Origin of the sequence: Aeromonas sp. 603404, from assembly GCF_049171775.1 — a bacterium.
Taxonomy (GTDB): Bacteria; Pseudomonadota; Gammaproteobacteria; order Enterobacterales; family Aeromonadaceae; genus Aeromonas; species Aeromonas veronii_A.
This window is the reverse complement of sequence record NZ_JAAKPE010000010.1, coordinates 50,445-74,941: the sequence shown is the minus strand read 5'-3', so window position 1 is coordinate 74,941 and position 24,497 is coordinate 50,445. Positions and strand designations below refer to the sequence as shown.

At 56.5% G+C, this 24,497-nt stretch carries 30 protein-coding genes and 1 pseudogene; 11 read left to right on the top strand and 20 right to left on the bottom strand.

The window, feature by feature from the left end; translation table 11 throughout:
- Positions 1 to 6 precede the first annotated feature (6 nt).
- From G5306_RS13970 to G5306_RS13945, 6 genes are all read right to left on the bottom strand, one after another.
- The gene (locus tag G5306_RS13970) at positions 7 to 237 is read right to left on the bottom strand and encodes a TraR/DksA C4-type zinc finger protein (RefSeq protein ID WP_019445413.1); all 231 of its coding nucleotides are present in this window, start codon (positions 235 to 237) and stop codon (positions 7 to 9) included.
- Positions 238 to 265: 28 nt separating this feature from the next.
- Positions 266 to 469: a tail protein X gene (locus G5306_RS13965; protein WP_005352059.1), complete on the bottom strand. Its 204-nt coding sequence runs from the start codon at positions 467 to 469 to the stop codon at positions 266 to 268.
- Complete coding sequence (locus tag G5306_RS13960; protein WP_071911238.1) at positions 469 to 945, bottom strand: head completion/stabilization protein; 477 nt, start codon at positions 943 to 945, stop codon at positions 469 to 471. The genes G5306_RS13965 and G5306_RS13960 overlap by 1 nt, the downstream gene beginning before the upstream one ends.
- A gap of 108 nt (positions 946 to 1,053) precedes the next feature.
- Positions 1,054 to 1,815, bottom strand: coding sequence for a phage terminase small subunit (gene gpM, locus G5306_RS13955; protein WP_421313017.1), 762 nt, complete (start codon positions 1,813 to 1,815; stop codon positions 1,054 to 1,056).
- A gap of 9 nt (positions 1,816 to 1,824) precedes the next feature.
- Positions 1,825 to 2,883, bottom strand: a complete 1,059-nt coding sequence (locus G5306_RS13950) for a phage major capsid protein, P2 family (RefSeq protein ID WP_421313016.1) — start codon at positions 2,881 to 2,883, stop codon at positions 1,825 to 1,827.
- A gap of 12 nt (positions 2,884 to 2,895) precedes the next feature.
- The gene (locus G5306_RS13945) at positions 2,896 to 3,699 is read right to left on the bottom strand and encodes a GPO family capsid scaffolding protein (RefSeq protein WP_421313015.1); all 804 of its coding nucleotides are present in this window, start codon (positions 3,697 to 3,699) and stop codon (positions 2,896 to 2,898) included.
- A 149-nt stretch (positions 3,700 to 3,848) separates the two neighbouring features.
- Here G5306_RS13945 and G5306_RS13940 point away from each other — a divergent pair, with 149 nt between their 5' ends.
- The 6 genes and pseudogenes from G5306_RS13940 to G5306_RS13915 form a co-directional block, all read left to right on the top strand.
- Entirely contained in the window at positions 3,849 to 5,615 is a 1,767-nt protein-coding gene (locus G5306_RS13940; protein ID WP_368208414.1) for a terminase ATPase subunit family protein, read from the top strand.
- Positions 5,615 to 6,619, top strand: coding sequence for a phage portal protein (locus G5306_RS13935; protein ID WP_368208413.1), 1,005 nt, complete (start codon positions 5,615 to 5,617; stop codon positions 6,617 to 6,619). Before G5306_RS13940 ends, G5306_RS13935 begins: the two co-directional genes overlap by 1 nt.
- 1,070 nt (positions 6,620 to 7,689) lie before the next feature.
- Positions 7,690 to 8,241, top strand: coding sequence for a hypothetical protein (locus G5306_RS13930; RefSeq protein WP_421313014.1), 552 nt, complete (start codon positions 7,690 to 7,692; stop codon positions 8,239 to 8,241).
- A 332-nt stretch (positions 8,242 to 8,573) separates the two neighbouring features.
- Positions 8,574 to 8,996: a translesion error-prone DNA polymerase V autoproteolytic subunit gene (umuD, locus tag G5306_RS13925; protein ID WP_421313013.1), complete on the top strand. Its 423-nt coding sequence runs from the start codon at positions 8,574 to 8,576 to the stop codon at positions 8,994 to 8,996.
- Positions 8,993 to 10,270, top strand: a complete 1,278-nt coding sequence (umuC, locus tag G5306_RS13920; protein WP_421313012.1) for a translesion error-prone DNA polymerase V subunit UmuC — start codon at positions 8,993 to 8,995, stop codon at positions 10,268 to 10,270. Before umuD ends, umuC begins: the two co-directional genes overlap by 4 nt.
- 18 nt (positions 10,271 to 10,288) lie before the next feature.
- A pseudogene (locus G5306_RS13915) lies at positions 10,289 to 10,442 on the top strand (transcriptional regulator); the annotation flags it as partial.
- Between the two features lie 127 nt (positions 10,443 to 10,569).
- On the opposite strand, the gene G5306_RS13910 reads toward G5306_RS13915, so the two are convergent.
- The 13 genes from G5306_RS13910 to G5306_RS13850 all read right to left on the bottom strand — a co-directional run bounded on the left by G5306_RS13910 (position 10,570) and on the right by G5306_RS13850 (position 17,839).
- Positions 10,570 to 11,241, bottom strand: a complete 672-nt coding sequence (locus tag G5306_RS13910) for a hypothetical protein (RefSeq protein WP_421313011.1) — start codon at positions 11,239 to 11,241, stop codon at positions 10,570 to 10,572.
- Positions 11,242 to 12,033: 792 nt separating this feature from the next.
- Positions 12,034 to 14,337 (bottom strand): replication endonuclease, encoded by a 2,304-nt coding sequence (locus tag G5306_RS13905; protein WP_421313010.1) that lies wholly within the window; start codon positions 14,335 to 14,337, stop codon positions 12,034 to 12,036.
- Complete coding sequence (locus G5306_RS13900; RefSeq protein WP_005352024.1) at positions 14,334 to 14,591, bottom strand: hypothetical protein; 258 nt, start codon at positions 14,589 to 14,591, stop codon at positions 14,334 to 14,336. Before G5306_RS13900 ends, G5306_RS13905 begins: the two co-directional genes overlap by 4 nt.
- Positions 14,588 to 14,899, bottom strand: coding sequence for a hypothetical protein (locus G5306_RS13895; RefSeq protein ID WP_421313009.1), 312 nt, complete (start codon positions 14,897 to 14,899; stop codon positions 14,588 to 14,590). Before G5306_RS13895 ends, G5306_RS13900 begins: the two co-directional genes overlap by 4 nt.
- Positions 14,877 to 15,077 carry a hypothetical protein gene (locus G5306_RS13890; RefSeq protein WP_058056128.1) on the bottom strand — a complete coding sequence of 67 codons (201 nt, stop codon included), beginning with the start codon at positions 15,075 to 15,077 and terminating at the stop codon, positions 14,877 to 14,879. The genes G5306_RS13895 and G5306_RS13890 overlap by 23 nt, the downstream gene beginning before the upstream one ends.
- A complete protein-coding gene (locus G5306_RS13885) occupies positions 15,074 to 15,280 on the bottom strand; it encodes a hypothetical protein (RefSeq protein WP_421313008.1) in 207 nt (68 codons plus the stop codon). Before G5306_RS13885 ends, G5306_RS13890 begins: the two co-directional genes overlap by 4 nt.
- A gap of 193 nt (positions 15,281 to 15,473) precedes the next feature.
- Positions 15,474 to 15,734, bottom strand: coding sequence for a helix-turn-helix domain-containing protein (locus tag G5306_RS13880; RefSeq protein ID WP_421313007.1), 261 nt, complete (start codon positions 15,732 to 15,734; stop codon positions 15,474 to 15,476).
- 2 nt (positions 15,735 to 15,736) lie between these two features.
- On the bottom strand, positions 15,737 to 15,925 hold the full coding sequence (locus G5306_RS13875; RefSeq protein ID WP_058056131.1) for a hypothetical protein: 189 nt from the start codon (positions 15,923 to 15,925) through the stop codon (positions 15,737 to 15,739).
- 65 nt (positions 15,926 to 15,990) lie between these two features.
- A complete protein-coding gene (locus G5306_RS13870) occupies positions 15,991 to 16,443 on the bottom strand; it encodes a hypothetical protein (RefSeq protein ID WP_421287489.1) in 453 nt (150 codons plus the stop codon).
- A gap of 49 nt (positions 16,444 to 16,492) precedes the next feature.
- A complete protein-coding gene (locus G5306_RS13865; RefSeq protein WP_005351998.1) occupies positions 16,493 to 16,717 on the bottom strand; it encodes an ogr/Delta-like zinc finger family protein in 225 nt (74 codons plus the stop codon).
- 8 nt (positions 16,718 to 16,725) lie between these two features.
- Positions 16,726 to 17,241: a phage regulatory CII family protein gene (locus G5306_RS13860; protein WP_421289480.1), complete on the bottom strand. Its 516-nt coding sequence runs from the start codon at positions 17,239 to 17,241 to the stop codon at positions 16,726 to 16,728.
- Between the two features lie 33 nt (positions 17,242 to 17,274).
- Positions 17,275 to 17,637 carry a hypothetical protein gene (locus G5306_RS13855; RefSeq protein WP_421313006.1) on the bottom strand — a complete coding sequence of 121 codons (363 nt, stop codon included), beginning with the start codon at positions 17,635 to 17,637 and terminating at the stop codon, positions 17,275 to 17,277.
- Between the two features lie 10 nt (positions 17,638 to 17,647).
- Positions 17,648 to 17,839, bottom strand: coding sequence for a Cro/CI family transcriptional regulator (locus tag G5306_RS13850; RefSeq protein ID WP_129503805.1), 192 nt, complete (start codon positions 17,837 to 17,839; stop codon positions 17,648 to 17,650).
- Positions 17,840 to 17,963: 124 nt separating this feature from the next.
- Here G5306_RS13850 and G5306_RS13845 point away from each other — a divergent pair, with 124 nt between their 5' ends.
- The 5 genes from G5306_RS13845 (at position 17,964) to G5306_RS13825 (ending at position 22,143) form a co-directional block, all read left to right on the top strand.
- A complete protein-coding gene (locus G5306_RS13845) occupies positions 17,964 to 18,653 on the top strand; it encodes a LexA family protein (protein WP_421313005.1) in 690 nt (229 codons plus the stop codon).
- Positions 18,654 to 18,753: 100 nt separating this feature from the next.
- Entirely contained in the window at positions 18,754 to 19,644 is an 891-nt protein-coding gene (locus G5306_RS13840) for a BRCT domain-containing protein (protein ID WP_110303030.1), read from the top strand.
- A gap of 227 nt (positions 19,645 to 19,871) precedes the next feature.
- Positions 19,872 to 20,273 (top strand): hypothetical protein, encoded by a 402-nt coding sequence (locus tag G5306_RS13835; protein WP_421313004.1) that lies wholly within the window; start codon positions 19,872 to 19,874, stop codon positions 20,271 to 20,273.
- A gap of 86 nt (positions 20,274 to 20,359) precedes the next feature.
- The gene (locus tag G5306_RS13830; protein ID WP_421313003.1) at positions 20,360 to 21,040 is read left to right on the top strand and encodes a hypothetical protein; all 681 of its coding nucleotides are present in this window, start codon (positions 20,360 to 20,362) and stop codon (positions 21,038 to 21,040) included.
- Between the two features lie 44 nt (positions 21,041 to 21,084).
- Positions 21,085 to 22,143 (top strand): phage integrase, encoded by a 1,059-nt coding sequence (locus tag G5306_RS13825; RefSeq protein WP_421313002.1) that lies wholly within the window; start codon positions 21,085 to 21,087, stop codon positions 22,141 to 22,143.
- Between the two features lie 709 nt (positions 22,144 to 22,852).
- On the opposite strand, the gene G5306_RS13820 is transcribed toward G5306_RS13825, so the two are convergent.
- Positions 22,853 to 24,208: an 8-oxoguanine deaminase gene (locus G5306_RS13820; protein WP_421313001.1), complete on the bottom strand. Its 1,356-nt coding sequence runs from the start codon at positions 24,206 to 24,208 to the stop codon at positions 22,853 to 22,855.
- Positions 24,209 to 24,497: the final 289 nt, after the last annotated feature.

The following is a 24,497-nucleotide window of genomic DNA, read 5'->3' as shown; positions in this document are numbered from 1 at the left end:
GCTCTCCTATCGTTTGCTGCCGCAGTGGCGGGCGAGTTGGAATTCGTGAATGGTCTGGCAGTCGGCGCAGCGCTCGCAGCCCCGTATCGCCTCGCGGCGCTCTTGCGGGATCGGGTCGTCGCAGTCGATGCAGTAGTGGGGGCCAGTGCCCGCAATGCGGGCGGCATGGATGCGGGCAGCTAGTTGTTGCTCGCTGATGTTGGCCAGTCGTTCGAGTTCGTCGTCGAGGCGGCTCATGTCGGTGTTCTCTTTTGTCGCATGACAGTCAGTCCCATAGCTGGATCAGTGGCTGTTCGGCCTGCGTGGGGGCCGCTGGCATGTTGATGAGGGTGCCGGTTGGCAGGATGGGGCCGAGTGCTGCCAGCCCGGGGTTAAGGTTGAGCACCTGCTCGGTGATGCCTGCGGTGTAGCCGTAGTGACGAAACAGGATGAGATCGAGGGTGTCGCCCTGTAGGCTGCGCAGTTGCATCAGATGAGCTCCACCGTGGTGTGGGTGGTGCCGATGATGTCGCGGATGGCAAAGCGGGCGTCGCGGTAGAGGTCATCCGAACTTATCTCTTTGGCATCGGCCCCTTTGATGCCGTCACCGGTGGCGCTGTAGTCGGTGTAGCGCTCCAGCAGGTTGGCGCGGGTCATGGCGTAGACGGCGCGCCGATAGCTATGCAGGTATATCGATTCGCCATTGATGGGCTCGGCGGGGACTGCGGCCAGGGTGGCGTGACCTTCACTTTCTCTGGCGCTGCGCCACTGGGCCAGATCCCGGTTGACGCTGGTGATGGCGTCGATCACCGCATGAGTGAGGCGGGCGGTGGTGACGGTGCCATCAAGCCGGACGGTGTCGCGCAGCGCGCAGAGCGAGATGGCCGGCCAGAAGGGGGCGCTGGTGATGTCGCCCTCTTCTGTGGCGGCCGGGGTCGGGTTGGTGGCTAAAAATCCGGTGCTCATGGTGCTCCTGATGTGAGGTGGCGCCGCATGTTGGGCGGTGGTCGGGCCGTCCGGTATGCCGCTGGCATTCGTCAGGCCCGAGCCGCCCAGGGTGCGGGGTTCGCTCGGTTAGCTGGCCTCGCCGGGGGCGGGGTCAGGCTGTTCGGGTGGCTGTGATTCGGATTGAGGCTCTGCGCCCGGCTGCGGTGCCGGTTCGTTGGCGGGCTGGCCGGCGGCGGCTTTATCCTTTTTGATCTCGCGCACCAGATCTTCCAGTTCTCGCTTGATGCCCACCTTGTCGTGCAGCTCGATGGCGCGGCGGTAGTGGTCCGCCGCTTGCTCCTTGAGCCCTTCGGCATAACAGGCGCGGCCCACCGCCTTGTGCAACTTGGCGCGCACCTGGTCGAAGATGTCGCAGTCAGCCAGCATGCTCATGTAGCTGCTGAGCAATGGCAGGGACGGGCCATTGCCCGCCTCTTGCAGCTTGATGGCGGTGTCGGCCACCTCTTCGGCGATGAGGGTGGGGGCGGTGCGTTCGTACTGGTCCGGGGTATTGAGGCCGTGGCGGATCACGTAATCAGCCATTGGCAGGGCGCCTGCCAGATCGCCGGTGTCGAGGCGCCACAGCATCACGGTCACCATGACGTCATCCTGACCACCGCGATCGGCGGCCAGCAGGCCATCAATCCACGGTGTGTAGGTGGCCAGCATGGTGCGTTTGGCGTCAATCTTGCGCTCGAGGCTCTGGATACCCTTGAGGGTGCGGCGGTGCTCGGCCAACTGCATCAGCTGGAGTTCGTACTGGTTGGCGGCGGCGCGATCCTGCTCGGGATTGGCCGCCCCTTGCAGGGCGGCCATGATGCGGGCGGTGTGTCGTTGTGCAGGTGTCATCGTGGCTCCTTAACCGCCTGCAGGCGCAGGTTTGGCGCCCAGCGTGATGTTTTCTGCGACGGCGATGCAGTCGTAATCCTCTACCACGTAGGCATCGTTGGAGGATTCCCAGTTGACGATGCGGTCGAGGCTCGGCTGCTCTTCCAGGTGGCGACGGCGGCCGCCGATCTGCCAGTAGATGGAGAGGTTGTCGAGGCGGGTGACGATCAGGGTGTCTTCCGGGACGAAGGGGACGCGGATCGCCAGCAGGCCGCCGATCTGCTTCTGACTCACCAGCACCTGACCGGCCAGCTTGTTCTGGTTGTCCCGGGTCTCGTTGAGGATGGGGAAGTATTTGTCGGCCAGCAGCTTGCGACCGCAGATCACCACCAGATCGGTGTCGTCCTGGTACCAGGGTTTGATCTTGCTGTTGACCAGATCGAACACCAGCGCGTCGAGGTTGCCGTAATCCCCCTCTTTGGTGTCGGCTTCACTGTTGGGCTGGTAGATGTAGATATGGCCGGTGCCCGCATCTCCTTCGCTCATCACCTGGGCGGGAGCATCATTGCGGGTGTGCTCAATCCAGCCGATGTTGACGTCCTGCAGCATGGGGAACTGGACGCGATCGGTGTCTTTTGCGGCAAGTTTGCCGTTCCAGCCGATCATGATGCGGTCCAGGCCCTGGCGCTTGACGATGGCATCGCGAATGCGGATCTGGAAGTCTTTGAACTTGGCCCAGGCATCAAGCTTGGCGTAACCGATGCTGGTGTCGTAGTTGGTCTTTTCGCACTCGTATTTGGTGTTTTGCAGTCCGGTCGGGTCGAACGGGACGCGGGCCTTGCCGCCACTGGTATCGGTGCGAGAGGCAATGGTGCCATTGATGCCGATGCCGACCTTTTCCCCTTTGAGTTCATCCACCGGCACGATGTTGATCATGCCGAGGAAGTCGACGGACTCCTGCATTTTGGTTTCCAGCTTTTGCTGGATGCTGGGCTCGACACTGAATTGCACCATGGCCGAGCTGACGGCATTCAGGCTCGCCAGTTGGCTGGTGTACTTTTCGAATTGCTGACGGGTATCGTTGCGCATTATCGGGGTCCCTTAAAAATCGGTGTTGGTTGGCTTGGTGCCATCGTCACCGGTGGCAGGCTGGCGCTTGTGGCTGAAATCTTCCTGGCGCTCGAGCTGGGTGGTCAGGTCGGCCAGGGCGTTGGCGGTCGCCGTTTGCCGGGCCGTCAGTTCGTTGAACTTGGTTTGCAGGTCGGTATCGAGGTTGGTCACCTCTTTGGCCACGGCTTCGACGGCCTGATGCACCTCGCTGAAATCGGCGGTCGATTGCTGCTTGTGGCTGGTGAAAATGGCGCTGATCCGTTCCAGCAGGCCCGGGCCTTTCTCCTGCTCATCTTCAAACTCGATGACGGTTTCGAGGGCTTCGGTAAACAGGCATTCCGGATGGTATTTGCGGTCGGCCAGCGGGTTGACCGCGGCTTTGCTGCAGAACTGCAGCATTTCGGTGCCAAGGCTTGCCGGGCTGTCGGTGACGGCCAGCCCCATCATGTAGGCCCCTTTTTCGTTCAGGTTGGGGTGGATCTCGATGGAGGTGTAGACCTTCTGGCGCTTCTTGTTGAGCGCGATCAGCTCCGGCGTCGGGTCAATCTGGACGAACAGGGCCAGCCGCTGTTCCCCTTCGATGGTGACCTCTTCGGTCTTGGCGGCGGTGATGTCGCCGTACATCTTGAACAAACCGTTGGGGTCGAGGCCCCGGATATGCTCCATATTGACCCGTGCGCCATAGGTGGCCTGGTTGTAGCGCTGGGCCATCTGCTCAATCCATTCGCGGGTGATGGCGCGACCGTCGGTGGTGCCCCCCTCAACCGCAACACGGAAGAATTTGGACTTAGGCATGTGCTGGGATCCCTTTGGTAATTGGGTAGTGATGTCGCGGTTATGGTCTGGGTGAGCGGCGGGATCGTGCAATCCGGGGCCAGTGTGGGATGGCGCTACACACTGGCAGTGGGGCGTTTGGGGTGGTAGCGGCTGGGTAGACTGGCGCCATGACAACAGCACCCATCATCTTTCCCCATCTCGACCCCAGACGGCAGGCCATGTACCTGTTCTTTCAGGGGTACCCGTTGCGCGCCATTGCCGAGTTGCTGCAAACGCCGGAGGGTACCGTCTCGACCTGGAAGAAGCGCGACGGCTGGGAGGACATCAAACCGATAGACCGGGTGGATAGCGCCATCGAGGCGCGCATGATCCAGCTGGTGATGAAGGAGACCAAGAGCGGCGGCGACTTCAAGGAGATTGACCTGCTGGGCCGCCAGCTCGAGCGCATCGCCCGGGTCAACAAGTACAGCAACGGCGGCAACGAGGCCGACCTCAACCCGAAGGTGGCCAACCGCAACAAGGGGCCGAAGAAGGCCCCCGAGCGCAACGTGGTGGAGCCCGAGCAGCAAGAGCGGCTTATCGAGCGGTTTGAGTCGACTATGTTCGATTACCAGCGGGTCTGGTATCAGGCCGGGCAGGAGTACCGGATCCGCGACCTGCTCAAGTCGCGCCAGATCGGGGCGACCTACTTCTTCGCCTTCGAGGCGTTCATTGATGCCCTGGTGACCGGGCGCAACCAGATTTTCCTGTCAGCCAGCAAGGCGCAGGCCCACATGTTCAAGCAGTACATCATCCAGTTCGCCAAGGAGGAGGGGGTTGAGCTCAAAGGTGACCCCATGGTGCTGCCGAACGGGGCGCACCTTTACTTCCTTGGTACCAATGCCCGCACCGCCCAGAGTTACCACGGCAACATCTACATGGATGAGTATTTCTGGATCCACGGCTTTCTGGAGTTCCGCAAGGTGGCCTCCGGTATGGCGATGCACAAGAAGTGGCGCCAGACCTACATTTCTACACCCTCCAGCCTTTCCCATCCCGCTTATGGATTCTGGTCTGGCGCCAACTTTAACCGCGGCAAGGCCAAGGCCGACCGGGTCGAGATTGACCTGAGCCACGCCAACCTGTCTGCCGGCAAGCTGTGCGCCGATGGCCAGTGGCGGCAGATCGTCACTGTGGAAGATGCGGTGCGCGGCGGCTGCAACCTGTTCGACCTGGATCAACTGCGCAGTGAGTATTCCGAGGATGAATACCGCAACCTGCTGATGTGCGAATTCATGGATGATACCGAGAGTCTGTTTCCGTTGGCGACGCTGCAGCGCTGCATGGTCGACAGCTGGCTGGTGTGGGAGGACTACAAGCCCCACACCTTGCGGCCGCTGGCCAACCGGGCTGTGTGGATCGGCTATGACCCGGCCAAGGGGGGTAAAGGTGACAGCGCCGGCTGCGCGGTGCTGGCCCCGCCACTGGTGCCCGGCGGCAAGTTTCGGGTGTTGGAGCGCCACCGCTGGCAGGGGATGGACTTTGACGCTCAGGCCAAATCCATTCGTGCCGTCTGCGATCGCTACAACGTCGCCTATATCGGCATCGATACCACCGGGATTGGGGAGGGGGTCTATCAGCTGGTGAAGCAGTTTTATCCGGCGGTGACCGCCATTCAGTACAACCCCAACGTGAAGATGCGGATGGTGATGAAGGCACAGGATGTGATGAACAAGGGGCGGCTGGAGTTCGACAGCGGTTGGACCGACTTGGCCCAGGCGTTTATGAGCATCCGCCGCGCCGTGACCCAAAGCGGCAAGCTGCCCACCTTCGAGGCTAGCCGCTCCGATGAGACCAGCCACGCCGATATTGCTTGGGCAACCATGCAAGCTCTGTTACACGAGCCCCTTGAGGGGCAGACCGGCACCAATTCCGGCTTTATGGAGATTTACTGATGAGTGAGCAGATCAACTCGCCTGCCGGTGTGCAGGCGTTTACGTTTGGGGAGGCTATCCCGGTGTTGTCCCAGCGGGAGGTGTTCGATTACCTGGAGTCGATGCACAACGGCCGCTGGTATGAGCATCCCCTGAGCCTGCACGGGCTGGCGCGGGTCTATCGGGCGGCGGTGCATCATGCTTCGGCCATCCAGGTAAAGCGCAATATCTTGCGCGGCTGTTTCATCCCTCATCCCAAACTGAGCCTGGCCGCCTTTACCGGCTTGGTAATGGACTACGAGATCTTCGGCAACGCTCACCTGCAGCGGGTGCGCAACCGGCTGGGTGGCACGCTGCGCTATGACCAGATGCCGGCCAAGTACACTCGCCGATCCCTCGACCTGGAGCGCTACTGGTGGGTGCCAAGGCCTGGGGATGAGGTGGAGTTGCCCGCCGGTGATGTGGGGCATGTGATGGAGGCGGACGTTAACCAGGAGATTTATGGCATCCCTGACTACGTGGCCAGCCTGAACTCGGCGCTGCTCAACGAGTCGGCCACGCTGTTTCGCCGTCGCTACTACGAGAACGGCAGTCATGCGGGTTTTATCCTGCACATCAGCGATGCCCTGCAGAACGAGGGCGACATCACCGCACTCAAGACGGCGCTGCAAAACAGCAAGGGGCCGGGTAACTTTCGCAACCTGCTGCTCTATACCCCGGGTGGCAAGGCGGATTCGGTGAAGCTGATCCCGGTGGCCGAGATTGCGGCCAAGGATGATTTCCTGTCTATCAAGGGGGTGAGCCGGGATGACCAGCTGGCGGCCCATCGGGTACCGCCGCAACTGATGGGGGTGGTACCAAACAACACGGGCGGGTTTGGGGATGTGACCAAGGCGGCCCAGGTGTTTGACGTCAACGAGATCGACAGCATGAAGGCAAACTTTGCGCAGTTCAACGAATGGGCAGGGGAGGAGATAATCCGGTTCACCTCCTATCGACTGTCAGATCTGACAGTGCAAAGCTGAAAACCTTGGCTATATTCAAAAAGCCTCATCATGATGGTGAGTGTCGAATGGCAATAATATAAAGCCCCCTTCCTCCGGGGGCTTTGTTTTGGCCGAGCTCCCATCCAGCCAGAGCCCACCAGTCGCGTTACAGACTATCGCCAGCCATCCCTTCGCAACCATATTCCCGAGATCCTTCACACGCACCTGCGAGCATGAGCGGAGCCTCGAAAGGCCCTTCAACACCCAGCGCGCGCAATCGGGACCCCGCCTCGCCTGCGCGCTTTATGTGTTGAAAATCATGCAGGTGAACGACTGGCGGCGGCTATCTGCTCCCCGCGCCAGCACTGGCCGCGTGCGGCATTTTGGATCCTTTTTGCGATCCTTCACTTTCCATCAGATCCTTTCAGGTTCAATCAGCGTGTTAGTAGACATCCCAGACGAAAAAATGATGGCATTAAGTTGATTCAAGTTGGGTATATTGCTACCGAGGATTAGTTTGCGGCAATGTAGGAAAATAGCACTCTGTATGTGCAGACATCACATCGTTTTCCGGAGGTGTCGGTCTGTATAAATTCCCACTAATGGCGGGGCATGGCTTGGGGCTCGAGCAGTACTACGCCACTTATGAAGTACTGCATCTGTGCGAACTCATTCAGGATGCTATCAACAGCGCGATACTCTCAGTCGTCAGATTGGTGACAAGGGGGTCTCAAAGGATAGGATATATCAGCGTTCGATGGCCGAGACAGCGATGTATCGTTTCAAACAATTCCTCAGGCTCGATATCTAGCCTGAGGAATTACAATGCTCAGGTGTGTGAGGCATTGGAAGGGATTAATGCGATGGAGAGAATGACAACGCATGGCACGCTTGTGAGACTGCAGGTGAGCTGAGTTGAAGAAGCCGCTTGGGAAAACGGTTGCCCAGTTCGGATTTAGTCAACAACGCAGAACTGGGGTATCACCGTATAAATTTTTGTATAAAACTGAGATCTATGTAACTAATGCTCGTAACTGAAGTATGGCACACTATGCTAGTAGTACCTTGATGTGGTGTTAATTCTCGATGGTCAGCATAGGAAAGTAATTATGAAGGCAAAAATGTCATTAATAATGCTGCTGATAGTCACGGCTAATGCACAATCGCAAACACGTGAAGATAGCGATACCATATTGAAAACTATAGAGAAATCGTATTCCATTAGTTATCCTAATGGCAGTGCCGATAAGTTTGTATATGTATTTACAGCCCACATCAAAGCATTTATGGCGCAACATGGTAGTAGTTCAACTTTAACACATCCAGTAGATACTAGACGATGCAATTATAACGTTAGTTCGTACATTCAGCGTGAAGCGTTCTACGTCACAGGCTCAGGAAAACGTGTTCCTGAGGGAGCTCTGAAAAAAATCACTGGTCCCCAAGAATGGCGTAGACAGAGTGATTCTTTATTTGAACAGTCTATTGGTAGACATTCTCCCTGCAATGATTATGTTGGAGATTTTAATTTAATAAAAAGTCGCGTAAGTTCGTCAATACTGAACAGCTTCGATATGATTCTCATGCAAGACATCATTCCTCAGTCTGAAAACGATGCCAAGAGCGTTTTGAAAGCATCATCTTTCATCGTAGACGAATAGTAAAAAGCTGATACCTATAACTTACCTTGTAGTATGTTGTTGAGAATTCGGCATTATTTTAGGCCCTATCTGATCTGTTAATCGTGTTAGCAGGACTGGTTACATTACCGTCATGTTAATGAGTGTTAGCGTAATAGGCGAGTGAGCAGGAGCTGCCGGTCACTGTCGCGGTGGGTGGCGGTAGCTCATGCAGAGTTTCATTGACCAAGAACTTTCGTAGATATTGAGCCAAACGCCAAACGCCAAACGCCAAACGCCAAACGTCAAACGGTGATCCGCTTTTGGTGGCTTGCTATACTGTGCATTCATACAGTAATGCAGAGATTGCCAGCATGTTTGCTCAACCCGCTCCCGATGCTCCCTTGTTGGAGCTACCCCTGTTTCTCTCCCCGGTGGCCTGCGGTTTTCCGTCGCCGGCGCAGGACTACACCGAGCAGACCATCGACCTTAACCAGTTGTGCGTGGCCCATCCAGCGGCCACCTACTTCGTGCGGGCGGCCGGTGACAGCATGGTCGACCACGGGATCCGCGATGGTGACCTGCTGGTCGTCGACCGTAGCCGCAAGGCCAGGCACGGTAGCGTGGTGGTCGCCGCAGTTGATGGCGAGTTCACGGTGAAGGAGCTGCAGCTTGAGCCCACAGTCGCCTTGCTCCCTGGCAACCCGGCATATCGGCCTATCCATTTCAGTGAGGGGCAGGAGCTGGAAATCTTCGGGGTGGTGTCTTTTGTCGTGCATCAGGTGGATACCCCATGAACAAGCGCTGCGCCGTCGCTCTGGTCGATGTGAACAACTTCTACGCCAGTTGCGAACGGCTGTTTCGTCCTGATTTGAAGGGGCGGCCCATCGTGGTGCTCTCCAACAACGATGGCTGCGTGGTGGCCCGTTCGGCGGAGGCCAAGGCGCTCGGCATCAAGATGGGGGTGCCGTACTTCCAGATCCGCCAGTTCTTCGAGGCCATGGGCGGGGTCTGGTTCTCCAGCAACTACGCCCTCTATGGCGACATGTCGAACCGGGTGATGACCATTCTGGAGGGGATGGCCCCAGCGGTGGAGGTCTACAGCATCGACGAGGCCTTCATCGAACTGAGCGAGTCCTGGGCGGGCGACCTGATGGCCTATGGCCGCCAGATTCGCGAGCGGGTGCAGCAGTGGACGGGGCTGACCGTGGGGGTCGGCATCGGCCCCACCAAGACGCTCGCCAAGCTCGCCAACTACGCCGCCAAGAAGTGGCCCGCCACTGGCGGTGTGGTTGATCTGCGGGATGAAGTGCGGCGCGCCCGGCTGATGGCGATCACCCCGGTGGATGAGATATGGGGCATTGGCCGACGGCTCACCGCCAAGCTGGAGGCTCAGGGCATCAAGACTGTGGCCGAACTGGTTGCCGCAGACCCCAAGGCGCTGCGGCGCCGCTATGGCGTGGTGGTCGAGCGCACGGTTCAGGAGCTGCGTGGTATTCCCTGTGCCGAACTGGAGCAAGAGGTTCAGGCCAAGCAACAGATCATCTGCTCGCGTTCGTTTGGGGAGCGCATCACCCAGATAGGCCCCATGCACCAGGCACTGGCCGGCTACATGGAGCGGGCCGCCGAGAAGCTGCGGGGGGAGAGGGTGTGCTGCCGGCACGTGACCCTGTTCATTCGCACCAGCCCGTTCAGCGACCGGGAACCCTATTACGGCAACCAGGTAAGCACCAAGTTGGCGATGCCCACCCATGACACCCGGGCGCTGCTGGCCCTGATCCCCGAACTGCTCCCCCGCATCTGGCGCGACGAGCAGCGATACCAGAAAGGGGGCGTCATGCTGGCCGACTTCACCCCCGCCAGCATGCAGCAGGGCGACCTGTTCGTCGCACAGCAGCAATCCCAGCGCAGCGAGGCGCTGATGCAGGTCATCGACAAGATCAACCAGGGGCGACTGGGGAAAGTTTACTTCGCGGCCCGCGGACGGGGTACTCGAGAGTGGATGATGAAGCGGGAGCAGCTAAGCCCCCGCTATACCACCGCGCTCGGCGAGCTACCGGTGGTTAAGTGAGTTATTCGAATCTATCTTTGCCAAAGGACTGACGCTGAATGTGGCCACCTTGTCGCTCGCCCACATTTTAAGCCCTTCGGCCAAGACCACCAACCAGCTGGTGCTGAGCCTGATGAGCTCGCTGACGCCAGAGGGGCGGCAGTTGGTACTGAAAGGACTAGGGGCGCAATAGTGCCCCTAGTCTTATACCCAATGTAATCGACATCGTCATATATTCATTGTTAGTGTTATTTTCCTGCGACTAAACAATGACACTGTTTTTGTGTCTGCCGATAGGGACTATTTGTTTAGGTGGGTTGCTAACAACCAAACAAACAACGAATGATCCGACCAGGATCTTTGATAATTTTCCCTATGTCATTGTTCTCACCACCGATACCAAGCGCGTTTAAAACTGCCTGACGAGTTTCGTTAACGACTGACTGTGGACCGCCCAGCGGGTAACCGTTTAGAACTTGTCCCATATCTACATATAGAGCTTTGGGAGGTAGTGAAAGCGACGCGCCACCTGTTGATAGAATTGCTATAGCCTGGATTACGGTATTAACTAAAGTGTTAGCGGGTTTTACCACCTCAACGCATCCTCGTAACTGTCCAGCCAAGTTTGCAGGGATAGTATTTTTGAGGGAAAAGACTCGATCCTGAATTTGAAAGGATTCACTCTTTGCCTCTGTCTCGTTGCGATCAAGGACATCGTATTGCTCAGACAGATATTTCATTCTATCTCGGTTTGTGGGTATGCTTAACGATGGGTCACGATGTACAATATCTGCCATTTCTTTGCTCGTGATATCCTTGTCTTTTTGAACATTCACGAGAATGGTTTGTAGGGCATCCAGTCGAGTCAACTTATCTGAGAGTTCAACGTTCGCTTTTCGAATGTCCTCATTAAATCGCTCTAGGCAATATTCTGAGGCATGCGTGGAAATTCCACATAGGGTCAATAACACGGCCAGTAAAATGTTTTTCATCGCTCTACTCATCCAAACTTTGGCCAAAAGAAGAGGTGGCCAGTTCCTCTTGACGTTTAACAGTAATTAGATAGACCGGATTACTCACTTGATAATAGAACCTTCCGTATCACCCTGCCCCACATTCATAACTAACACTGAAAAATCATTTTCATAACATGATGTTATTATTCTGGTGGATGGATTGTCTTGGTCTCATCGTGAATCGCCCCGGGTCTTTTAGACACGTCTGTATGTTGACCTTAATCAAACACAACCTGATGAAGGGCTGGTTTGTAAGTAGAGTTGAGCCGTTCAGCCGCCCCCGGATTGGCGCGATCGGCCGTGTTACCCGGAGCTATCCAGAGGGTGCGGCCAGTCCTGACACAACGGATGGTGCCGCTCTGGTCGATGTTCAACGGCACCAGGCCATCCACAACGCGGCACTTGCACACGGGGTGGCTATCGGCGGAAAGCAGAGGGAGCATCGACTGGGATGGGGGCGTTTAGCCTTCTGCTTGGGGGCTTGCTGGCGGCCGGGAATTGCTTGGGGTAGGGGAGGGATTCCCACCTGTTCCAACTTGTATACCTGGTGCATCATGGCTATCTATGGCCACCCCTCTGATATGCGGCCGTAGTTGTTGTAGCTATTCAAGCATCTGCTCAGGCGACCATGCTGGGGTACCATCGATCTGGGGCCCCATCCGGTTTAACTGGCTCTCCAGTGTTTGGAACTGCAACACCGTCAATGGTATGTAGGTATGGGATGTGGTGAGCCGTTCGCCCTGCAGTGCTTCCTGCTTGGAAAATAGGTCAGTCAAACTCTACCTCGCTCATCAGTTCGTTAAACCACGGGTTTTCCACTTCGTGCCGCTCTGCCCAGTCTAATTTATCAAGCACTCTCCAGAGTTCGCATCGATATGGATTGGGCAGCGCGGAGATCCACTGATGGCATGCTGCAAATCCGCAAGTGTTGAACAGCTCGTAGCAATCCATCACCAGTGTCGGCCAATGCTCATCATCGGAGGTAATGGTGTCGGGCTGTTCGTCCGGCTCTGGTACACCAACCATGGCCCGTAGCCATTCTAACTCGATAAGTGGGTCGTCATTGCCCGATGGGGTCAAGCGACTCGACTGCACCTGGCCGTTCTCCAACCAGAGGGTGAAACCGTCCACCGTGACATTGGCACCAGCCCGTAATCGGTCAATGGAGAAGGGCGATAACCCCCATTGTTCCCTCATGATCTGGTCTGCGAAGGCATCAGGATCGGGCCGCGTACAGTTATTGTCAGAGCTCCAAGGTGCCGGGCTGTCGCCCGTCTTAACCCCAACCCCCCTCGCTGCAGCCTCGGCGGCTTTCCTGGCTTCATGGGTGCCGGCGGGCACAATTTCCCACCCTTGCAGGCGGGTCTTGATGCCCAGGCGAGCGGAGGTAATGCCCATCAGGCGTTTGATGTCTTCTCCGTAGCTGTTGGCTTGCTCCTCAATGAGGTGGGCCAGCTTGATGGGGTGTTCGGCACGGGTGGCCAGTGCGCCGCCCATGGCGTGCAGGTAGCAGCGAAAGATGCCGTTATCTGCGGCAAAGCGGGCCGCCTCAAAGCGCGGGTCTTGCAGCACTGGCTTGGGTGGGCCTACCAGATCGGCATTCTTCTTGGCGTTGCTGATGCGGCGCAGTTCACGCCATACCCCAACCGGGGCACCTCCGATCTGCTGGAAGGTGCGAATGCCCCACCAACTGGCCCAAGCTACGGCATGCAGGGCACCCTCATCAGCGGCGGTACCGGCCTCCTCGTCATCGTCCAGGTAGGCGCCGTCGATGTTCTTGGCAATGTATTTGGCGAGATAGCCGGCTGCATCCCCCTTGGCCGGGTCTATCTCTTTCCAGTCGAATCGGGGAGTAAAGTCGGTAAAGGGTGGGGCGCCCTTGATATCCCGTACCAGCTCGTCATGGTCATCGGTCAGGGCATAGCGTTGCAGGATACCGATCACCCGGTTGCGATCTTCCGGGCGCATAAATAGCAGCAGGTGCCAGTGCGGGGTGCCGTCATGGTGAGCCTCGCAAACACGAAATCCATAAACGGGGGCGTTCCACCGTTTGAGGGCTGCCCTGGCTCGGCTCCATAGTTTGGCTAGATAGGCGCAGGTCTCCCGCGGCGTGGCCCCTTGATATCGTTTGTTCTCTACCGCTTTGCCGTTGTGCTTTTGTGTCCAGGCATGAAAGCGGCTCGGGGCGGTCCAGGTGAAGAAGACCCCCACATGACCCTGCTCCTCGGCATAGTCATTGAACCCCCGCGCACGCACCATCATTTCGTTGCGGCGGTTCACCGGGTTGGCGTTGCTGGCCTCCCAGCAATCCTTCATCGACACGACCAGGTCATAACGCTCGTTCACCACTTCCGACTCGGCCAGCCAGCGCATCATGGCCCGCTTGCGTTCGCGCACCACCTTCATGGTGGCGTTCGATACATAAGCAGATACGCCCTTGCGCACTTTGCCGAGCAGGATATTGATGTGCTCTTGTAGCCTGTCCCAGCAGCGGTTGACGCGCTTCTCCCACCACTTGGCAGAGAGCAGGCGCACCAGCACGCTCAGGATCCAGTTATCCCGCATCTCGTCGGTTTTGAACTTCGGCAGATCGCCGATAAACCCCCACTGGCCGGCAGGCTGGCGCATCAGCTCCCAGGTCTGCAGCAGATCCGCTTCGGCACCTTCTTTGATGCTCTGTTCGATGTGCTTGTAAATGGCTGCGGTCTGGTTGGCAAACTGGTGGGCAATCTGTTTGCGGCCGGAGTCATCGCGCATCTGTTTTGGATCGACCGGGATGGTCTGGAGCTGCATCCGCACCCACTTGGTTCGCTCCCTCAACCAGATGTTGGCGGAGCGGCAATGGGTAAAGCTGCAATCCTTGCGGCGGCGGATGTACTGCTTGAACAGGTTCTTGGTCAACTCGGTGGAGAGCCCATCGAGCAGTTGCATGGCCCAGATCAGGTCATACTGACCGCGGTCACCAGCAAAAGCGGCGTCAAAGTTGACGCCGGGCAGAGAGTTGCAAAGGGTATCGATGCGCTGCCGCAGTGTTCTTTTCGACAGCGGCAGGCGTTTGGTCTTGCTGGTCATGCAGAGAGATAACCGGATAGCTGTTTGATGCGGAACTGGCAGCCACGAACGCTCATTTGGGCATGCTCTTTCAATCGGCGGGCGGCCGCACATTGGCGCAGCAACTGTTTGATGCTGGCGTGGGGGCGGGCAGGTAGCCGGCGCGCATGGGCCAGCTCCCGTTGATAAAGACGCAGCCGTGCCGCATCTTCCCGGTAGGTGGCTTGCCAGCGATCTTGCAGGAGCGTGAGCTCCCATTGCAGTCCATGGCTCATTTGATGATCTCCCCCTGTCCATGCAGTGGTGCGCACTCGGCCCACCACTCGGCAATTTCCCGGGCCAGTGCCAACTCTTGATTGGCAGCGGCCAACCAGTAGACGGTGCGCATTGCGCCAAGCGCCAGCAGCTCGGCCACCTGATCCCGGTTGCCTCTGGCATCGCTGCCCGCAGCGATAAACTCGGCGCGGGCGGCAAACCAGTGGGTGGTCAGCTGGCTGGCCGGTGTGGTGGGTTGCATATGTGCAGGGCCGGCTTCGCTCTGCTCTTGTTGGGCGTCCAGCTCAAACAGATCGAAGTTGCTCATCGCATGCCTCATCTATTGCCTGAAAGTCCGGCGCATCGATGGCGATATGGCCCGCCTCGATGCGGATTGAGATACCGAGTTCACCACCACAGCAAAGCGGGGCTGTCGGCAGCAGTTTCGGTTCGTTCTGGGCTAGCCACTCTTTCAGGCTGGCCAGGGTGAACAGCGTGGTACTCATGCCTCATCCCCCATCACCAAATCGTCATCGAGCAGATCCGCAGGCTTGCTGGTCACCACCAGTTGTACCTGGATGTATTCATCCCCCGAGTAGAGTGCGCCCAGGGCGATGCGGTTATCCTCGGCTCGTGCGGCAAACATCTCGGCCAGAAGAGCCTCGATCACCTTGGGTGCTTGGTTAGCAATCTTGATGGCGTCACTCATGGGCGGGCCCTCCGGTTGAGGTGGTGAAACAACTGGTGCCAGCGCAATGACTGCTGCGCCTGGACTAACAGGGATTTGCCCTCTGACCCCCGATAGGTAAAAGAGGCAGGGCGAGCTTTGGCGGTCAGCCGTTGTTGAAGGCGCGGCAACTCGGCTAGCGCCTCCTGTTGGGATATGGGGTGGAAGATCTGTCTCATGGCTGCACCTCCGGCGTGGCGATGCCGGTCAGTAACCAGTCGATGTGCCGTTTCAGCTCCGGGTGGTTGGCAATCAGCAGGAACAAACCGCCGCCAATCTCGCGGTATCCCAGCTCGTAGTTCTTGAGCGTGGTGGGTGGAATACCCAGCAGGTCGGCAAACTTCGGGCGGCTCAGCTTCAACTGTTCCCGCAACTGGCGCAGGCGCTTGGCGGCATGGTGGTTGAGCAGATTGATTTGGGTCGGTTGTGCGTTCATGGTCAGGCTCCTTGTTGAGGTGTGCAGGGGTTGATGCGGCTGAACAGAGAAGCCCAAGCCAGTGCGGTGGAACGCTCGAGCAGCGCCACCCCGTCAGGGTGCTGGCTAAGACGGGCGCCATAGCGGCCCGTCAGCTTGCGTTGCTGGATGCGAAGGTTGCGCAGTGCGCAGGGGATCGCTAAAGTTGCCATGTCGACTTCCTCATACGTTGTTGATAAAGGCCCGCTTGGAGTTGCAGCTCCGTTAAGCGGGCTTTTTAGTGCCCGATTGCTCTCGGGCCTTCTTGGCCAATCTGGCCAGCGACATGCACCGCATGATCCAGTTGCTGGCGTTTGGCCTGTTCTCTCTTCTTCCGCTCGGCCAGTTCTGCTGGCGTCACCTTCACCGACGGGTGCCACACCTTCGGATCACACCCGCTGTGAAACAGCGACTGATAATCCAGCGCAATCACCGCAAGGCGGATCGCCTCACGCTGCTGATAGGGCAGGGCAGAAAGGGTCGCCATCATCAGCGAATCCCACGGCTGGCGTGCGATGGTGCAAATGGCGACTCGCTTGGTCTTGGGCGCATTAAGCCAATCACCGTCGAGGTTTGAACCCGCCCGGTTGAGGTGCTCCCGCAACAGCGCAATGCCTGCGGTATTCATCAGCACCTGCTCCTCGGCGGTCAGACCGGCGATGTTGCGGGGCTCTGGTTGGGTGTGTTGCATGCTGGTTTCTCCTTCAACTGGGCGCAGAATTGGGCTGCCAGTGAGGGGATCACTGGGCCACCTCTTTCACCCTGCGCGGGACAATGGGCAGCACAATGGCCGGATTGGGCATGGCACTGGGGCTGATGGTTGCGATGATTTCGAACCCCGCCTTGAAGGTGTGACCGCAATCCACATTGCTGCATTGATAAGTGGCGATGCCGCAAAGCGGGCTCATCCGGATGGATGTGCGAGTGCTGGCGCGGGCACCACAGTGGGGGCAAATCAGTCTCATGGGTTCTCCTATGCGCCCAGTGCTGCACGCGCCATATCAGCGGCACACGCAAGACCAGGGACGGCGTGAAAGCGGTCTTCGACCTCGGTAGCCAGCAGCACAAGGTGCTCAATGCCAGCCCAGATGCCGGTGACGACGGTGTTTCGGTTGGATTTGGTGACGCGGTCACCGGCAAGCAGCGTGGTCGCCTGAGCGGTGACGCCCAGGATCTGGGCCCCCGCATTGAGTGCCTGCTGGGCACGTGCTTCTGGTGCTGCGGCCGCAGCCGCCGGCAAGCGCACGGCCGTCAACTGGCAATCAAACAGCAACCCGTCGAACAGGGTGTCGTCACCGGTGACGCGGTAGAGGTCGATAAGGTCAGTCGCAGTCAACTTGTGCCGCGCCTGAGCCGGGTTGAACTTGTTGCGCAGCACATCGGCACTCATGCCGATCTGCGCGGCCAGGTCGGCAAGGTTGTGCACCTGCTTGAAGCGGTCGCAGGCACTGGCGAAGTGGCGGTGTAGGTTTTGTTGACAGTTAGACACTTTCAGCTCCTGTTCGCAGTCGCTACTGTGTGATCAAGCCACAGAGCGGGACATGGGCTTCTTGGTCAGCGCACGGCTTGCCAGCCGCCGTCCGGAGTTCTCATTGACCAGCTTGAAATACTGCTCCGGCTCGCTGGCCATCTCGCGCCAGCGCACCAGATTGACCCAGGGCTGATCGCCGGCGCGCAGCTTGGGAATGATGGGAATGCGGCCATCGGCAATCATGTCCTGGGCGGTGCGCTTGGGGAGCTTGAACTTGTAGACGTCGAGCAGCATGTCCAAAAAGGCATCGAGCGGAATAGCCGGCAGGGCTTGCAAGGCCAGCCCTTGCTTGATGGCCGCCAGCTCACGCAGTACCTCGGTGATGGGCTCGACAGGATGGTTTTCCATCGTCATGGCGATCTCCTTAATGCGCTGGGCGCGAGTGCTTTGTTACTGGAGCAGCTTTCAACTTCCCACCAGTCAGCACTTCGATTTGGTAGGAGCGCAGTTCAGGGACTTTCTCTTTCCATTGAGAGATCGCCTGTGTCTTCACACCCAATGCCTTTGCTAAGGGGGCTATTCCCCCAAAGTGAGCTACTGCGTCTGCTGTTTTCATGGTCGATAGCACCTTGGTTAACTAACTTACGAAACTTACTTTACGATCATGAAAAGCATGAGCGCAAGTTAATTTACCCAAAAAGTAAATCTAGTTACGTAACTTGAGGTGTAATCTCTCTTACATGAACGTAAGCGAACGCATTAAAACCCGGCGCTCAGCCTGTGGGTTTACACAAGATCAGTTAGCTGCCCGAGTTGGTGTGACTCGTGTGGCCGTCAGTCATTGGGAGAGAGGAGGCGCAGAGCCAAAAGGGCGTTATCTCAATGATTTAGCCGAAGCCCTTGGCGTGACAGTTGATTGGTTGTTGACGGGGAATGGCGCCGATATTTCATCACATCAACAAGTCCCAGGGTTCCACAATGTTGAACCTGCGGTAATACCGCAGGGCAAGCGGATCCCCGTAATCAGCTATGTCCAGGCTGGTAACTGGCGGGAGATGTGCGAGCAGGCCACGACCTTCGACGGCAATGTCGAGTATGTGTCTGCCAGTATCGATATTGGCCCTCGTGGCTTCGGTCTCTGGCTGCGCGGCAATTCCATGACTCCGATCTTTAATGAAGGGGACTTGGTGATCGTTGACCCTGATGAGTCACCTCGCCCTGGCGATTATGTTGTTGCCAAGAACGGTAGCGAAGGAGCTACTTTCAAGAAGTTCCGACCCCGCGGCATCGATGAAAACGGGCAAGAGGTGTTTGAGCTTGTCCCCCTTAATGATGATTACCCTTCCATGCACTCCGATCGGCAGCACATCGAGATCATCGGCGTGATGGTAGAACACAGAATATTTAGAAAAAGAGTAACAGGGCGCTAATAGGCCCTGTTTTTGCATCCGTTGCCAGCTTATAGCCAAACCAAGATGAAAAAACATTGGTCGACATGCTTGGGCTGACAAGACGTTTTAGGGAGAAAACATGTCAGAGTTCCATGATGTTCCAATGTCATTCGGTTACAAGCGCAATAAGCAAAAAGCCCTGATCAGCCTTCACGGTATTTTGAGCGGAATCACAGCTGATCAGCGTCTCAATGATACTGAAGTCCTCTTTATGGCTACTTGGTTGAAATCGGATTCCGAGTTCAAAAAAGATGGTGATTTCCTCGATATTCAAGACCTCATCCATGATGTTCTCGAAGACGGTGTTATCACTGCTGATGAAAAAGAAGACCTGCTGAACCTACTCAACGATGTGTTGCAGTACAACGAAATTGAGCACGACAACATGGATGCGCTGGTTAACATGCTGCTTGGTTTCCTGCAGGGCATTAGTGCTGATAGCAACATTGTTGAGCAAGAGGTTCTCGCGCTCAGTTCATTATTACTTAAGCACCGTGACCTCTTGGCCTCTTGGCCGGGTAGTCTGCTGTTCAGCCGCCTCAACGATATTCTGTCCGACGGTAAGATCACTGAAGATGAACGAGAAGACCTGTTGGAGCTGGTAAAACAAATCTCTGGCCAGCGTTTCACTGAATCAGGTTTAGCTGCCGGATTGGCGACTGAGTTCTTTGCTGATGGAGATGTGATGACTCTCCAAGGCAAAACAGTATGCTTCACAGGAAAATTCCTATCCGACACCCGCCATAACCTAGAACAGCAAGCTAAGCTGCTTGGCGCTTCTCCAATTAAGGGAGTTACAACTCATCTTGATGTGTTGATCGTCGGGAGTTTAGCTAGTCGAGATTGGATGTTCACCAGCCATGGACGCAAGATTGAAGCCGCTATCAAAGCCAAGGAAAAAGGGCAGGACATCCAGATCATCAACGAAGAGGACTGGGTGCGGATCGCCTCGGAACCGTTGGCGGTATAGCCGCCAGCCATCGGTGTAGCGGTTGGTTTGTCTGCAATGGCGGTTCTTATTGCTCCTCCTGCAAAGAAATATGCAAACCATATCGACATGATGGCGGGCACGTCTGCTGGCACCCATGTATATGACGCCCGCAGACACAAAAATGCAGCGGTACAATACGGCGAAAAAATAGATACTCGTTGGTCATCATTGAACCAGTCGAGATTATATGAATTTAGGGGGAGATTATGCCTGCACTAATTGGTCTGTATATTTTCATCAGTACGGTTCTTTCATTCTATGACTTCGATTTTACTGAAGAGACGTACTTGCCAGGAGCTACTTGGCATTCGATGAAATGGCAAACACTTTACATGTCCAAAGAGCAAATGGGAGTTTACTTTTCTGATTTGGGTGTGATTGGAGCCGAAAGACTTGGCGTTGAAGGATTGGATAAGGATGACATCCATGATATAGCAAATAACTTGCGTCAAAGAAGTGGAAAGGAGGCAGTAGACTATCCATGGCAAGGACCAATCTCATTTTCCTACATTACATATGTGAGGCCGTTAATTCTCCTAGCGTTAGACACTAATGCAATTCAATATGAATTAGGAAAAGAGGCCATACAGGAAAAATTGGGATTATAACCATCCGTAATCTCTATTACAGCAAGAAAATACTCTGGCTTGTCGGGATAAATTCCCAATGGAATACCAACAATCACAGGTGATTTATGACCATTCGCTATTTATATGGAAAGAGAGAGTACTTATCTGGTCTTATTTCTGGTAAGAGATTACCAAGGCTTAGCGACATAAGTCATTATAAAAGAATCGAAAATGAGAGCATGCGGGATGAAGAGGAGCAAAAGTCATTTAAGCTTGACAAGGAAGATGTGAAAATTAAAATTAATGGGTTTGATATTAATTCATCAGACTTATATGATCATCCGACCATGTCTGTTCCTGTTCGTCATTGCTACTGTGTCTGCTTTAGCAAACGCAAGAATGATGCTGAGTTATTTAAGATTTTTAAGGCTGATGTCTGTGTTGAGATAAATTTAGACATCCTCAAGAACGAGATGGATTCTATACTGAACGATGACTACCCCGGTTCAGAAGTAATTTTTCGCGACATTCAATACTATCATGAATTTCAATTGTTATTTGAGAAGAATAGTAGCGATCTTGTTTTTTACAAGCCGATAACCTTCATACATGAGCAAGAGACTAGATTAGCATTTTTTTACCCTCTTCAGAAACAAGGTTTCAAAGGTATGAATGGCGAGGTCATGCCATTTAGAAAAGAAGGCGGATCTCTGCACATTGAAATGCACATAACTGGTGAAGACCCTGATTTGAAATCGCGTTGTGTGACTGGGGTTCATTTTCTTAATGCGGCATTCAATGAATAAACAACATATTCCTAGAGATTGGTCACAACAGTTGGAATTGATAAATGACCGTTCGCAAACTTGACGACGGCAAGCCACTACCTTGGCTTACCGATATTCGCCCGGGTGGTCGCAATGGGCCGCGCAGGCGCAAGCGATTTGCCACCAAAGGCGAGGCGGCTGCTTGGGAGCTGTGGCAGCTTGAACAGTTCGCTGAAAAACCTTGGCTGGGTGATGATGAGCAGGCCGCCGAACCTGTGGCAGATACCCGGCGCTTGTCTGATCTGGTTGAACGTTGGTATGGCCTGCATGGCCAGAGCTTGCGTGATGGTGAGCAGCGTCGCTCCAAACTGCTGCTGATCTGCGAAAGCTTGGGCAACCCACTGGCTGCTGAGTTTACCGGTAATGACTTTGCCAAATACCGTGAGGCGCGTCTCTCTGGCGTAGTGAGCGATCGACGGGCGGCGACGCAAGAAGGGAAGGGGGTGAGCGCATCGACGGTGAACCGTGATCACGCTTACCTGCGAGCCGTGTTCAATGAACTAAAGCGGTTGGGTGAGTGGACGGCAGAGAATCCGTTAGCCGGGATGCGGCTTTACCGGGTTACCGAATCAGAGCTGGCGTTTCTGTACCCTGACGAGATCAAGGCCCTGCTCGATGCTTGCGACACGGCCAGCAATCCAGACCTCGGCATTGTGGTGCGACTCTGCTTGGCCACGGGGGCGCGTTGGGGAGAAATCCAGGACCTGACCCAGTCGCAGGTGTCACAGAACCGGTTGACCTTCACTCACACCAAAGGCGGAAAGCGCCGAACCGTGCCCATCAACCAAGAGCTGATCGACATCATCCCCAAGCGCAGGGGGAAACTGTTCAGTGAGTGCTACCACCACTTTGAATCCGCCATCAACAAGGCTGGGATCCAGTTACCGGCGGGGCAGAGTACCCATGTGCTGCGGCACACCTTTGCCAGCCATTTTATGATGAACGGTGGTAACATTCTGGTGTTGCAAAAGATACTCGGGCACTCAACTATCACCATGACAATGCGCTATGCCCACTTTGCCCCGGACCACCTTGAAGATGCTTTGCGGCTCAATCCGCTGACAGTGAACAAGCTGCGGTAGTGTCCACATTTGATCCACACAGCTCGCAGAACACCGCATTTTGTCACTCTATATCGCATTCATAACTCATTGTTTTAAAATAACTATTTGATTTTAAAGGCTTGCCAATAGCATTTAAAATCCCTCGACGTTCGCGTCGTGCCGGTTCGATTCCGGCCTCGGGCACCATATTACAGTCTTAAAAAATATCAAAACCCGCATAGCCAAAGGCTTTGCGGGTTTTTTGTTGTCTCTCGTCGACTAATCAGGCCTTGTGATATTCCTCCGAGATTAGGGGAAGCATGTTCCGGCAGGGGGAAAAAAGCCCCTCATATGCTTGCTATGCCTGGCTGTGAGGTGGTGGATTATCCTCCCTGCACTTGTCATCTACTCCCAATTGAAACGGGAGATCCCTCCATTTCGCTATCCGACTCCATGGGGTCACAAGTAAGGGGCGCTGGTCAGCAGCAGAGGCTGCCTGATGAAATAGGCCCTCCCTATCGGGGGAAGTACAGGCGCCTCAGGTTCTGCCCCGGTAGAAAGGAGAGGGGCTGGTACCAGTTGTCTATCCAGAGGTTTCCTTGAAAGAGGCAAGGGCCAAGAGAGAGGAAGCCGCAGGCTGCGGGCCGATGCTATCGGCCCAAGTCTTGCCCGAAAGCAGAGCAAGGTGGTCCGCGGCTCACCAGTGAGAACAGCTTTGCGGCTATTGGCAGAGTGGCACCAGAGTCGGCTAGCCATGCACCAGCGCGGCGGCGGCCACCTTGTGACGGGCAATAAGCTGCTCGATATCCAGCCCCTCGATGGCGCCATCCACCACCCGCCACTTGCCGCCCACCATCACCCGATCGGCCCGCTCGGCGCCGCACAAGATCAGGGCCGCGATGGGATCGTGACTGCCGCTAAAGCGCAGATCGTCAAGCTTGAACAGCGCCAGATCTGCCTGCTTGCCGGGCAGCAGCTCACCGAGATCGCCGCGCCCGAGCAGCCTTGCCGAGCCAACGGTCGCCCACTCCAGCACCTTGCGCGGGGTGATGCGCTCGGCGCCGTAGCGCAGCCGCTGCAGATAGAGCGCCTGACGGGCCTCCTGCATCAGGTTCGAGGCATCATTGGAGGCCGAACCATCCACCCCGAGCCCCACCGGCGCACCGGCCGCCTCCAGATCCAGAGTCGGGCAGATGCCGGAGGCGAGCCGCATATTGGAGACCGGACAGTGGCACACCCCGGTGCCCGCCGCCCCCAGCCGCGCAATCTCGTCCGGATTGAAATGAATGCCGTGCGCCAGCCAGGTGCGATCGCCAAGCCAGCCCACCTTCTCCAGATAATCGACGGTGCGCAGGCCAAAGCGCGCAAGGCAGAACGCCTCCTCATCCAGCGTCTCCGCCAGATGGGTGTGCAGCCGCACATCGAGCTCGGCCGCGAGTCTGGCGCTCTCCACCATGATCTCTTCGGTCACCGAGAAGGGGGAGCAAGGGGCCAGCGCAATCTGGATCTGCGCCCCGGCGCCGCGCTCGTGATACTGGCGCACCAGCCGCAAGCTGTCATCGAGGATCTGCTGCTGCCCCTGCACCGTGTGGCGCGGCGGCAAGCCCCCCTCATCTTCGCCAAGGCTCATGGAGCCGCGGGTCAGCATGGCGCGCATCCCCAGCTCACGCACCGCCGCCACCTGAATATCGATGGACTCCTCCATTCCGCGCGGGAAGAGGTAGTGGTGATCCGCAGCCGTGGTGCAGCCCGAGAGCAGCAGCTCCGCCATCGCCACCTTGCTCGCCAGCGCCAGCGCATCCGGCGTCAATCTGGCCCAGACCGGATAGAGGGTCTTGAGCCAGGGGAAGAGCGGCTGATTGACCACCGGCCCCCAGGCGCGAGTCAGGGTCTGGTAGAAGTGATGGTGGGTATTGATAAGGCCCGGCAGCACCACATGGTCGCGGGCATCGAACAGCTGATCACACGGCTTGGCAGGCTGCTGGCCTGCCGCCAGCACCTCGCTTATCAGGCCGTTTTCAATCACCAGCCCGCCGAGGCCATCGACCGCTTCGGGGGTAAAGGTGGCAAGGGGGTTTTTAATCCAGATACGGGTAGCGGACATGGCCGACTCCTCCATCAGTGACACATAGGGGTGAGCCAGCTCAGTTATACCCTGTCTGCTGATCCAGAGGCGGCGGTCAGCGACCGCGGCCAACCCAGTCTAGGCATACGGCGCAAAAAGTCTGTGATCGCCGTTTTAAATCAAGGTGATAGCAACGGATTGCCCAAGGCGACCAACCGCACAAGGTTTACCCCACAATTAATCAATCAGTAATTAACAAAAGCTTGTGCCAGCGCAAAAAAACCTCTGGTTTCTGATAGTTGCGTGATGGCCGCCATAGTTAAGCGCT

Coding starts and splice junctions, on each gene's coding strand:
- G5306_RS13940 (WP_368208414.1), top strand. CDS start 3,849: ATGACAACAGCACCCATCATCTTTCCCCATCTCGACCCCAGACGGCAG.
- G5306_RS13935 (WP_368208413.1), top strand. CDS start 5,615: ATGAGTGAGCAGATCAACTCGCCTGCCGGTGTGCAGGCGTTTACGTTT.
- G5306_RS13845 (WP_421313005.1), top strand. CDS start 17,964: ATGAACGTAAGCGAACGCATTAAAACCCGGCGCTCAGCCTGTGGGTTT.
- G5306_RS13885 (WP_421313008.1), bottom strand. CDS start 15,280: ATGAGTGACGCCATCAAGATTGCTAACCAAGCACCCAAGGTGATCGAG.
- G5306_RS13855 (WP_421313006.1), bottom strand. CDS start 17,637: ATGACGATGGAAAACCATCCTGTCGAGCCCATCACCGAGGTACTGCGT.
- G5306_RS13905 (WP_421313010.1), bottom strand. CDS start 14,337: ATGACCAGCAAGACCAAACGCCTGCCGCTGTCGAAAAGAACACTGCGG.
- G5306_RS13865 (WP_005351998.1), bottom strand. CDS start 16,717: ATGAGACTGATTTGCCCCCACTGTGGTGCCCGCGCCAGCACTCGCACA.
- G5306_RS13875 (WP_058056131.1), bottom strand. CDS start 15,925: ATGGCAACTTTAGCGATCCCCTGCGCACTGCGCAACCTTCGCATCCAG.
- G5306_RS13825 (WP_421313002.1), top strand. CDS start 21,085: ATGACCGTTCGCAAACTTGACGACGGCAAGCCACTACCTTGGCTTACC.
- G5306_RS13830 (WP_421313003.1), top strand. CDS start 20,360: ATGACCATTCGCTATTTATATGGAAAGAGAGAGTACTTATCTGGTCTT.
- G5306_RS13820 (WP_421313001.1), bottom strand. CDS start 24,208: ATGTCCGCTACCCGTATCTGGATTAAAAACCCCCTTGCCACCTTTACC.
- G5306_RS13960 (WP_071911238.1), bottom strand. CDS start 945: ATGAGCACCGGATTTTTAGCCACCAACCCGACCCCGGCCGCCACAGAA.
- G5306_RS13895 (WP_421313009.1), bottom strand. CDS start 14,899: ATGAGCAACTTCGATCTGTTTGAGCTGGACGCCCAACAAGAGCAGAGC.
- G5306_RS13890 (WP_058056128.1), bottom strand. CDS start 15,077: ATGAGTACCACGCTGTTCACCCTGGCCAGCCTGAAAGAGTGGCTAGCC.
- umuC (WP_421313012.1), top strand. CDS start 8,993: ATGAACAAGCGCTGCGCCGTCGCTCTGGTCGATGTGAACAACTTCTAC.
- G5306_RS13930 (WP_421313014.1), top strand. CDS start 7,690: ATGAAGGCAAAAATGTCATTAATAATGCTGCTGATAGTCACGGCTAAT.
- G5306_RS13970 (WP_019445413.1), bottom strand. CDS start 237: ATGAGCCGCCTCGACGACGAACTCGAACGACTGGCCAACATCAGCGAG.
- G5306_RS13910 (WP_421313011.1), bottom strand. CDS start 11,241: ATGAAAAACATTTTACTGGCCGTGTTATTGACCCTATGTGGAATTTCC.
- G5306_RS13965 (WP_005352059.1), bottom strand. CDS start 469: ATGCAACTGCGCAGCCTACAGGGCGACACCCTCGATCTCATCCTGTTT.
- G5306_RS13945 (WP_421313015.1), bottom strand. CDS start 3,699: ATGCCTAAGTCCAAATTCTTCCGTGTTGCGGTTGAGGGGGGCACCACC.
- G5306_RS13900 (WP_005352024.1), bottom strand. CDS start 14,591: ATGAGCCATGGACTGCAATGGGAGCTCACGCTCCTGCAAGATCGCTGG.
- G5306_RS13870 (WP_421287489.1), bottom strand. CDS start 16,443: ATGCAACACACCCAACCAGAGCCCCGCAACATCGCCGGTCTGACCGCC.
- gpM (WP_421313017.1), bottom strand. CDS start 1,815: ATGACACCTGCACAACGACACACCGCCCGCATCATGGCCGCCCTGCAA.
- umuD (WP_421313013.1), top strand. CDS start 8,574: ATGTTTGCTCAACCCGCTCCCGATGCTCCCTTGTTGGAGCTACCCCTG.
- G5306_RS13835 (WP_421313004.1), top strand. CDS start 19,872: ATGCCTGCACTAATTGGTCTGTATATTTTCATCAGTACGGTTCTTTCA.
- G5306_RS13880 (WP_421313007.1), bottom strand. CDS start 15,734: ATGAACGCACAACCGACCCAAATCAATCTGCTCAACCACCATGCCGCC.
- G5306_RS13840 (WP_110303030.1), top strand. CDS start 18,754: ATGTCAGAGTTCCATGATGTTCCAATGTCATTCGGTTACAAGCGCAAT.
- G5306_RS13950 (WP_421313016.1), bottom strand. CDS start 2,883: ATGCGCAACGATACCCGTCAGCAATTCGAAAAGTACACCAGCCAACTG.
- G5306_RS13850 (WP_129503805.1), bottom strand. CDS start 17,839: ATGAAAACAGCAGACGCAGTAGCTCACTTTGGGGGAATAGCCCCCTTA.